Source organism: Mesorhizobium sp. M7A.F.Ca.CA.002.05.1.1, from assembly GCF_003998335.1.
GTDB lineage: Bacteria > Pseudomonadota > Alphaproteobacteria > Rhizobiales > Rhizobiaceae > Mesorhizobium.
The window spans coordinates 1-6194 of the sequence record NZ_RZQI01000314.1; the positions used below are offsets into that span (position 1 = coordinate 1).

Genomic DNA, 6194 nt, shown 5'->3' on the forward strand with positions numbered 1-6194 from the left:
CTTCACCCTTTCGGGGCGGGCTCCGGCTCTGGCTTGACCTTCGGGGTTTCCTGCGCCGTGTTGGACTCGATCGGCGGCAGGCCCTTCATCAGCTTCTGCTGCAATTTGGCCAGCACATCGGGGTCCGGCTTCAGGTCGCGAGCCTGGTTCCACTGGAAGGTGGCTTCCAGCTTGCGGCCGACGCGCCAGTAGGCGTCGCCGAGGTGATCGTTGAGAACCGGATCTTCCGGCTTCAGCGACACGGCGCGTTCCATTTCGCGCACCGCGTCATCGAACCTGCCGAGGCGGAAATAGGCCCAACCCAGCGAATCGACGATGTAACCGTCGCTCGGCCTGAGGTCGACGGCCTTTTGAATCATCGCCAGGCCTTCCTTGAGGTTCATGTTCATGTCGACCCAGGAATAGCCGAGATAGTTCAGCACCTGCGGCTGGTCGGGGAACAGTTCCAGCGCCTTGCGGAAGTTCGGCTCGGCCTTGGGCCATTCCTTCAGACGCTCATAAGCGATGCCGCGCTGGTAGAAGATGTTCCAGTTGGCCGCGGTCGGCGCCTTCAGCACCTCGACGGCCTTATCGTAGAGAGTGGCGGCCGAACGGAAATCGTCCTTCGAGGAATAGACGCCGCCGAGCGCCAGATAGGCGCGCATGTCATTGGGGTGGGCGTCGACCAAGGCTTTCAGATGGGTGATCGCTTCTTCGTGACGGTCGAGATCGGCAAGATTGAGGCCGAGTTGCAGGTCCGAAAGCTCCTTCAGCGGCGAAGCGGCGGGAATCCGGCGATAGAGCGCGATGGCACCTTCGCCGTCCTTCAATTGCTCGGACACGGCGGCGAGTTGCACAAGGGCAGCGTCGCTGTCAGGCTTCAAAGCAAGCGCATATTGCAGATAGAGGCGCACGAACGGCTCGCCGCCGCCACGGTTGAGCGCGGTGGCGAGGTCGAGCAGGATTTCGGAGGCGCCATCGGATGGGCCGGCAACCAGCGGCGCAATCTTGTCGCCTTTTGCAATTCGGTCGCGCAAGGCGACGATTTCCAGCTTGCCCGGCGAAAACGCCTCGGCTTGGTCGAGCACCGACAGCGCCTTGGTCTTGTCGCCCTTGCGGACCAGGAACGAGGCGTAGGCCTGGGCGTTGCGCATCCAGGTTTCGGGAGCAGCACCGCCGGCGGCGGTATCCTGCATGGTCGCGGCATAGATCGCCTCGGCCTTTTCGGGCATGCCGGATGCATCAGCGATCAGGGCGCGGTGGAACGACTTGAACAGGCCGAACCAATCCGGCCCCTGCAGCTTGTCGATGGACGCCATCGCATCGGCAGGCTCGCCGGCGCCTTGCTGCGCCCAGCCGGACATCACGCCGGAGATCAACCGGTCGAGATCGGATTCCAGCGACAGCTTGAGCCAGTACTGCGCCTTGGTGAAATCCTTCTTGTGGAAGGAATCGACGGCGAGCGCCAAGCGCGAGAAACGCTCGACGTCAGGCACTTCCTTGAGCTTGTCGGCATAGACCAGGGATTCGTCGAAGCGCCCTTGCGCGATCAGCGACAGCATCAGGCTCTGCTGCAGGCCGGTGTCGCTCGGGTCGAAGGCCAATGCTTGCTTGTAGTAGGCGATGGCCCTGTCGAGGTCGTTGTCGCCCTCGGCGACCCGGGCCGCCAGATAAGCGCCCGAAAACGACGTGATCTTGACCGGTTCGGTGGTTTGCTTGGCATAGGCCGGCAAAGCCGAGATCGCCATGCCGGTCACAATTGCCAGCCTTGTCAGCCAGCGCGCACGTCCTTGCCGCATCATATCCCTTTCAGCCAGGCGCCATCTCCGCATCAGCGGGATCGGCGTAGACTCGATCTTTCCAGGCAAAGCATGGCCTTTTTGGGGTCGCGCTTCAATCCGCCTCGAATTCACAATCCGGGCACCCGATTAACAAATCATGGCGACAGGCACCAGTTTTCCGGTCTTGAATTTCGGTGTTGGCCCTGCGCGGCGCCGAAGATATCGCAGATTCGACCCTTGAGCTCGGCTTCGACCGCTAAGGCTCGGGGCCAATATCAACCCTCGGCTGGCGCGGCGGACCGCTGCACCAGCGTGTCGCTGTATCCACCGGCCGCTATCGTGCTGCACAGTTCGTTCCATTCGCAGCCGCCGCAGGCCTTGCGTACAAGGCCAGCCGAAAACGCCTGCCGCATCCGGGCCAAGGTCCCCGTGTCGAGATCGAGGTGGGTGCCGACCCGGATTGGCCGCGCCAGCAATTCTCCTACATCCAGCGCGGCGAGCCGGTCCCGCTCGACGACGCTCTCGTTGAGGCAGTGAGGTTCCGGCTCGTCGAGCAATGGAGCGCAGACATCGTCGGGGCCGGAAACGAGGAGGATGTCCTCGCCCCGGCTCAGGCGCTCCGCGACGCGATCATAATTGGCGGTGAAGGCGGGGCTGTATCCCTTGCCCACATAGGTGAGCGGGCAAAGGAGATGATGGGCGCGCAGCTTGATCGTCACGGATTGGCCGGCTTGGCCTTGCCGCCGGGAAAGGCCATGAGGGTCGCGGCACCCAGCGCTGACTTGAGCAAGCCGCCGACGATGAACGGCAGGAAGCCGAAGGTAACGGCCTGTTCGGCTCCAATCATGACGGCAAGCCATGCTGTGCCCAGCACAAGGCAGGCAAGGTTGCCAAGCAGCATGGCGACAAAGGCAAGCATCACCCTTTTGCCGTTCCAGCCGCGTTCTGCTAGCCAGCCGACCAAGGCGCCGACAAGCGGGAAGGCGAAGAGATAGCCACCCGTCGGCCCGACGAAATGCGCCGCACCCGCTGCCCCTCCGGACAGAACCGGAAAGCCGACCGCACCCTCGACCAGCCAGGCGACGATGGTGAGCGCGCCAAGCCGCCAGCCATAGAGCGCGCCGATCAGGGTCACGGCAAAGGTCTGCATGTTTACCGGGACCGGCACCATCGGCACCTCGATATAGGACGCCAGCGCCAGGAACAGGGTGCCAAGCACGACGGCTCCAACCTGCCAGGCAAGAGAACGATCCTGGAGCCGGAGCGGACTGAACGACGGCTTGCCGGGGGAGAATGCGACGTCTGTCATTGGGATTCCTTTGATCGATTGAAAATTATAGATAATTTCTCTTTCCGATCTATTATCGAATCCACACTTCCCTGGAGATTGCAAGCCCTGGCTTTGGCGGAGGCCGACTAACCTACGATGGCAAAAGCTTCGCGCGTCGTCCCGGAGGCCGTCCTGACCGGCTTGCGGCCAATCCATTGGACGTGCCGCCCCAGTGTGACGGCCGCGGATTCGGTGTTTCCCTGCCGCAAGGCGGAGAGGATCGCGCGATGGTCCTGATCGGTGCGCGTCTCCCACTCCGACCGCCATGCCGCGAACAGGAAACGGGCGCTTGCCGCGTGCAGATCGTCGATGGTCGCGAGCAGGCGCGGCATGCCGCATGGCGACAGGATCAAGCGGTGGAAGGCGCGGTTGGCCTCTTCCCACGACCTGACATCGCGGGACTTGTCGCCGGCCTTGGTCGCCTCCTCGGCGAGATCGAGAATGGCCGATGTCAGGTGCGCCAGCACCTCAAGGGCGGCGCGCATTTCGGCGACCTCCTTGACCTCGCCCAGATCGAAAGACGCGACGCGCACGCCGCGCCGCGGCTCGCCGATGGCCAGCCCTTGCGCCTCCAGACGCCGGAAGGCCTCGCGCACGGGAACATGGCTGGTTTGGAATTCCTCGGCGATATGATCCTGCCGAAGCCTGGCCCCCGGCTCGATCGCGCCGGATATGATGCGGTCCGCCAGAACCTTGCTGATGCGCACCGCGATGGTGTCGTCTGTGCCCTTTGCCATGTTTTATAGATAATTTGCGGCAGGGCAGCTTGTCGAGACAATTGCAGTCGAAATCGCGAGGCGCCAGAAGCAAGACTCAAGGCTGTGAGACGAAACCGTCGAGCGCAGGCATCGCCACGGTGACCAGGTCATGCAGCCGCTTCTTCGGCACCCCGTCGCGCGCCTGCACTGAGAGGCCAAACAACAGCGTGGTGTAGTAGTCGCCAAGCGCTTCCGGATCGGTATCCGGCTTGAGGTCGCCGTCGCGAACACCCTTTCTCAGGCGCTCCACAATCAATGCATTGCGCGCCAGTCGGCGCTCGGCCAGCCAATGCAGCACGCCGTCATTTTCGGTAGCGCAGTTGGTGGCGGCCGAGACAACCATGCAGCCCTTCGGCAGATCCGGCCTTGTGTAGATATCGATCGCATCGCGCAGCAGCCGCTCGACAAACCGCCGAGCGGTTGGTTCTTCGGCAAGGGCACCGGTGGCGAAGCTTCCTTCGCTGGTTTCGTAGAGAACAACGGCTTCGCGAAACAGATCCTCCTTCGAGCCAAAGGCGGCATAGATGCGCGCCGAGGCCAGGCCAAGCATGGAGACGAGGTCGGCCATCGAGGTGCCCTCGTAGCCGCGCATCCAGAAGGCATCGCGCGCTTTCTGCAGAGCCTGGGCTCTGTCGAACTCCCTTGGCCGTCCCGCCATCGCAACCTCCATTTCTTTATCGATCCACAAATAATCCGCTTGACTCAAGATTGCAAATTCAATTCTTTGTCGATCGATAAAGAATCGAAAGGAGACTGGCATGAGTTCACTCGATCAAGGGCTGCCATTCGGCGCCACTGCGACACAGGGAGGGATTGGCGCGAAGCGCGGCGCCACGCTGGCATTGCTCGCCTTCGCCCAGCTTATCATCGCTCTCGACATCAACATCGTCTTCGTGGCGCTGCCCGAAATCGGGGCTGGGCTGGGCTTTTCCGGCCAGACCTTGCAATGGGTGGTGAGCGCCTACACCGTGTTTACCGGCGGTTTTCTGCTGTTCGGCGGCCGCGCCGCCGACCTTATCGGTCAGCGCCGCATCTTCATCTTCGCGCTCTGGCTCTATGCGCTTTCGTCGCTGGTCGGCGGCCTCGCCTGGTCGCCGGAAATCATCATCGCTGCGCGTGCCGTGCAAGGCATCGGCGGCGCTTTCCTGTTCCCGGCGACGCTCTCGCTGATCAACCGCCTGTTTGCCGAAGGACCGGAACGCAACAGGGCGCTGGCGGTGTGGGGCGGTGCCGGCGCGAGCGGCCTTACCCTTGGCTCACTGGCCGGTGGAATCCTGACAGGCGCCTTCGGCTGGTCGTCGGTCTTCTACGTCAATGTGCTGCTGGCTGGCATCGCCATCATCGCCGCATTTGCCATCATTCCGCGCGATCCCAAGCGGCACCAGCACCGCAACTTCGATCTGCCGGGCGCGCTGACCGTCACCGCAGGCGCCACATTGCTGGTCTTCACGCTGGTCCAGGGACCTGAATATGGCTGGGGTTCGCCAGCGATCATCGCCAGCGCCGCACTGGCAGCGATCTTCATTATCGCCTTCGCGCTGATTGAGGCGAAGAGCGCTGACCCGCTGATGCCGCTGCGGCTGTTCCGCAATCGCAGCCTCGTCGCCGGCATGACGATCACCTTCCTGTTCATGGGAACGTTCGGAGCCCTGCCCTATTTCCTGACCGTGCTGTTGCAGACCGTACATGGCTTCACCGCCCTGCAAACAGGCCTGGCGTTCCTGGTGCCGTCGATCGCCATCGCCGCCGGCACGCAGCTCGGTGAGCGCCTGGCGACGCGCTTTTCTACACGCTCGACCCTGGTCGGCGGCATGATAGTCGGCGCAGCCGGCACAGCGCTGATGGTCCTTGGAGCATCAGCCGACAGCAGCTATGCCGCCATCGTTCCCGGCCTGATCATCTCCGGTGTCGGACAGGGCATCGTCTGGACCGCCATGTGGATCGCGGCCGCGTCGGGCGTGGCACACGACGAACAGGGCGTTGCCTCGGGAATGGCCTGCACGACGCTCAACATCGGCAACGCGATCGGCATGGCGACATTGATCGCGATCGCCAACAGCCATGTCGGCGGATTGACTGGCGATGCACTGAAGGCCGCGATCGCCGACGGCATACAGATCGCCTTCTGGCTGGCGGCGGCGGGCATCTTTGTCAGCCTGCTGGCCGCGTTCGCTTTGCCGGGAAAGGCGAAGCAGCGGGCAACCGGGTGACGCCGCTCAGTTCACCCGGCTGATGCAGAAATCGATGACGTCGATCAGCGCCGATTTCTGCGGCGTCGCTTCCAGCGGCGCCAGCGCGTCGCGGGCGATCTCGCCGAAATGGCGGGCTCGTCCGATCGTGTCGGCG

Annotated in this window: 6 protein-coding genes and 1 pseudogene; 1 reads left to right on the top strand and 6 read right to left on the bottom strand. The window is 63.3% G+C overall.

The features are described 5' to 3' along the window. Positions 1 to 2: 2 nt before the first annotated feature. The 5 genes from EN939_RS17140 to EN939_RS17160 all read right to left on the bottom strand — a co-directional run bounded on the left by EN939_RS17140 (position 3) and on the right by EN939_RS17160 (position 4506). The gene (locus EN939_RS17140; protein ID WP_127268972.1) at positions 3 to 1778 is read right to left on the bottom strand and encodes a tetratricopeptide repeat protein; all 1776 of its coding nucleotides are present in this window, start codon (positions 1776 to 1778) and stop codon (positions 3 to 5) included. Positions 1779 to 2035: 257 nt separating this feature from the next. Continuing rightward, positions 2036 to 2479 carry a DUF1284 domain-containing protein gene (locus EN939_RS17145; protein ID WP_127268973.1) on the bottom strand — a complete coding sequence of 148 codons (444 nt, stop codon included), beginning with the start codon at positions 2477 to 2479 and terminating at the stop codon, positions 2036 to 2038. Continuing rightward, a complete protein-coding gene (locus EN939_RS17150) occupies positions 2476 to 3069 on the bottom strand; it encodes a biotin transporter BioY (RefSeq protein ID WP_127268974.1) in 594 nt (197 codons plus the stop codon). Before EN939_RS17150 ends, EN939_RS17145 begins: the two co-directional genes overlap by 4 nt. A 107-nt stretch (positions 3070 to 3176) precedes the next feature. Further along, positions 3177 to 3827, bottom strand: a complete 651-nt coding sequence (locus EN939_RS17155) for a GntR family transcriptional regulator (RefSeq protein ID WP_127268975.1) — start codon at positions 3825 to 3827, stop codon at positions 3177 to 3179. A 76-nt stretch (positions 3828 to 3903) separates the two neighbouring features. Further along, positions 3904 to 4506, bottom strand: a complete 603-nt coding sequence (locus EN939_RS17160; RefSeq protein WP_127268976.1) for a TetR/AcrR family transcriptional regulator — start codon at positions 4504 to 4506, stop codon at positions 3904 to 3906. Between the two features lie 100 nt (positions 4507 to 4606). Here EN939_RS17160 and EN939_RS17165 point away from each other — a divergent pair, with 100 nt between their 5' ends. After that, entirely contained in the window at positions 4607 to 6058 is a 1452-nt protein-coding gene (locus EN939_RS17165) for an MFS transporter (protein WP_127268977.1), read from the top strand. A gap of 6 nt (positions 6059 to 6064) precedes the next feature. Here the strand turns inward: EN939_RS17165 and EN939_RS17170 are convergent. Beyond that, a pseudogene (locus tag EN939_RS17170) lies at positions 6065 to 6194 on the bottom strand (polyprenyl synthetase family protein); the annotation flags it as partial.